Source organism: Pseudoalteromonas shioyasakiensis (genome assembly GCF_022398475.1).
Classification (GTDB): Bacteria; Pseudomonadota; Gammaproteobacteria; order Enterobacterales; family Alteromonadaceae; genus Pseudoalteromonas.
Genome location: NZ_JAKEVM010000237.1, coordinates 1 through 3,407, shown reverse-complemented (window position 1 = coordinate 3,407; position 3,407 = coordinate 1). Strand labels below are relative to the sequence as shown.

Below are 3,407 nucleotides of genomic sequence, written 5' to 3'. Positions count from 1 at the left end.
GATATATCTTTTAGTAATATGGTGCGTTTAACATGGCAAATTTTTACCTTCCTGACGATGCTAATCAGCAAATTTATTTAGATGCGAATGCAACGACTCCTGTACTTCCTGAAATTGCCGATGTGGTTTCGCACACAATGCAAGTCTGTTTTGGTAATCCATCAAGCTCTCATATTACGGGTATTCAAGCAAAACACTTATTAGAACAAACGCGTAACAAAGCACGTGAAGTCATTGGCGCAACCGATGGTGATATTTTATTTACCTCTGGTGCAACAGAAGGTATTCAAACGGCGGTTGTTTCTACGCTTATTGCTGCAAAAAATCACCAAATCGAAAACCCTGTATTACTTTTCGGAGCAACAGAACATAAAGCGGTGCCAAATACCCTAAAACATTGGAACAGCGTGCTTGATATCAACGCACAGGTATTAGCTATCCCGGTTGATAAAAATGGTATTTTAGACCTCGAGTTTATTCGTAAACATGCTGCGAATGCACTAATGATTTGTACTATGGCTGTAAACAACGAGACCGGTGTATTCCAAGATTTAAGCGCTATTGAGCAAGTCATTCGTAGTGAAAACAGCCATGTGGCTTGGATGGTTGACTGCGTACAGGCATTAGGTAAAACCAACTTAGCGCTAAGCCAAACAACCATTGATTACGCTCCATTCTCTGGCCATAAATTGTATGCCCCTAAAGGTATTGGCGTACTTTATATTCGTAAAGGCAGTGCGTATACACCATTTATTGCTGGTGGCGGCCAAGAAAGCGGTATGCGATCTGGTACAGAAAATTTACCGGGCATTGCCGGTTTAAATAAGTTGTTCTCGTTATTACTTGATAAACAAAACCAAACATTCAAGCCAATTGAGCAGCTACATGCTTTTCGCGAGCAATTATTAGCTGCATTAACAGACACCTTTGGCAGCATCACGTTCAATCACAGTTTTGAGCATTCAGTGCCAACAACATTAAACTTTGCTGTGAACGAATTAACCAGTAAAGAGGTGATGGATTTATTTGATGCGGCGGGTATCCGTGTTAGTGGCGGTTCTGCATGTAGCTCAGGCGCAAATCGTAGTTTTGTTTTAGATGCGATGGGAGTCAGTGATTGGCAAAGTGAAAACGCGATACGTATGTCGTTTGGCCCAGCTGTTAACCAACAAGAGATTGACTTTGCTTGCGATAAAATCCGTTCTTTAAAGCCGATTCTAGAAGCAAACTGCTTAGTTGTATCTGATAGTACATCGCCTCAACACGAAGTGTGTGCGATTGGCTTGACACAGCTACGTCATCAAGCAGCGTGCTGTTGGCTATATGTAGACAGCGATAAAAACGCAGTGGTGATTGATCCTATTATCGAGCTTATTCCGCGTATGGCGAAAATTGTCGCGACACAAGGTCTATCAGTAAAAGCGATTTTAGATACCCATAATCACCAAGAGCGTTTATCGGCTCGTTGTTTATTATCAAAAGAGCTCGCAGAACGTTTTGTTGCTAATGAAATAGATGAACTTGGCTGGCCTAAAGATTCAGCAAACATCGAATTAAGCGATGCACGCTTAACTAAAGTAGCGACACCGGGTCATAGTGACGATAGTGTTAGCTATTTATTGTCAGATACACAAAGCGGTGATATCAGCTATTGCTTCTGTGGTGATTTAATCCTACCAGGTGGCTTAGGTAACACAGCAATTAGCGGTGGCGATGCTGCGAAAATGGCTCAGTCATTAAAACAGCTTGCTATGGCAGTGCAAGATTCTACGGTAATTTGTTCAGGGCATGATTATCAGCAATGTTTTGCTATGGATTGGCATGCACAAAAGGCAACGACACCGTTATTAGCAAAACTATTAAATGAACAAGTATCAGATGATGAGTTTGTTGAATTAAAGCAACAAGCGGATGAGCAAAAGCATACTGTAAGTCATTCTCTATGTGGCTATGTTGAAACACTTGAAAGTGCACCAATGAAACAGCTTGCTGCAAGTGATGCTAAAGTAATGCTAAACGATAAAGCCACTTACTTAATTGATACTCGCGAACCGTATGAACATGGTGCGAATAATTTGGCTGAAATATTCACAGTTGCTGATAGCAAAGTGATCAACATTCCACTGAGCCGTATGGCAAACGCTATAGTGCAAGGGCAGCTTGATAAAGACCATAGCTACATTTTGGTTTGCCGAAGTGGTAATCGTTCTAAACAAGCGGCAAATAATTTGTCGCAGTTAGGGTTTGAAAACGTTTATAACTTAAATGGCGGTTTAGCATTGCTTTAATGTTTTGTGAGTACATATAAATTAGTCATTAAAAAAGCCGCTATCGAGCGGCTTTTTCGTAACTTGTATAAACTAGGCCGTTGTAGGGCCTGAGCTTTCCCGTACCACTAATGAAGGGGTAAAGGTCGTGATGATGTCTTTATCTTGATTACGTGCGCCACGGGTTTTTCTAAACAGTAAACGCGCTGCATGCTGCGAAATCACATCATTCGCCTGATGGGCTGTAGTGAGTTTAGGCCAAGTCTGACGAGAGAACGGTGAGTCCTCGAAGCCGGTGATTGATAACTGCTGTGGAATTTCAATTCCCATTAAGCGTGAGGCGAATAACGCGCCAGCTGCCATTTCATCGTTACCGCCAAGAAGGGCAGTTATGTTTTTCGGGTTATTCTCACCTAATAATGCTTTTGCACCTTCTACACCTGATTCGAAAGAATACTGGCCTTCGTAGATCAGCTCATCATTCATCGAGATGCTGTGATCTTTTAATGCAGCCTGGTAACCCTCTAAGCGTTCAGTTGTTGATTTATGCTCTTTGTCACCACATAAAAAACCAATGTTTTTGTGGCCAAGGGAGAGTAGGTGAGAAGTAATTTCGTACGCAGCGGCGTAGTCGTTCACATAGATACAAGTGTCTTGGTCTTCTTCTGTAGGGCGACCCGAGAGTACGCGTACATAATGGATGCCCATTTCATCAAGCATATCGATAATGCTATTTTGCTCTGACAGCGGTGGCGTTAATACAAGGCCTGCTAAGCGAGAGCGCTTGATCATGGTTTTAAAGTCTTCTTCCATGTTGCCATCAAGGTAGTTACATGGATGAATCACCAGCTCATAGCCTTCTTCTTTACAGCGCGACAACACACCATTTTGCATATCGATGACATAATAAGCATTCGGGTTGTCATAAACTAAACCAACAGTAAAAGACGATGTGCCTGCTAGGTTACGAGCTGCAAGGTTTGGTTGATAGTTCAACGTGTTAACAGCGTCCATCACTATGTCGTACGTTTTTTTTCTGACCGATGGCTCTTTATTAATTACTCGCGATACGGTTTTCATTGAAACACCAGCGAGCTTGGCTACATCATTTATGGTTACTTTCATACTGTTACTTTATAG

2 protein-coding genes are annotated in these 3,407 nt (G+C 42.0%); one reads left to right on the top strand and one right to left on the bottom strand.

Annotation, left to right across the window (positions count from 1 at the left end; translation table 11 throughout):
• Positions 1-32 precede the first annotated feature (32 nt).
• A complete protein-coding gene (locus tag L1D51_RS20975; protein WP_239964766.1) occupies positions 33-2,288 on the top strand; it encodes an aminotransferase class V-fold PLP-dependent enzyme in 2,256 nt (751 codons plus the stop codon).
• 72 nt (positions 2,289-2,360) lie between these two features.
• On the opposite strand, the gene L1D51_RS20970 is transcribed toward L1D51_RS20975, so the two are convergent.
• The gene (locus L1D51_RS20970) at positions 2,361-3,392 is read right to left on the bottom strand and encodes a LacI family DNA-binding transcriptional regulator (RefSeq protein WP_054563608.1); all 1,032 of its coding nucleotides are present in this window, start codon (positions 3,390-3,392) and stop codon (positions 2,361-2,363) included.
• Between the last annotated feature and the right edge of the window lie 15 nt (positions 3,393-3,407).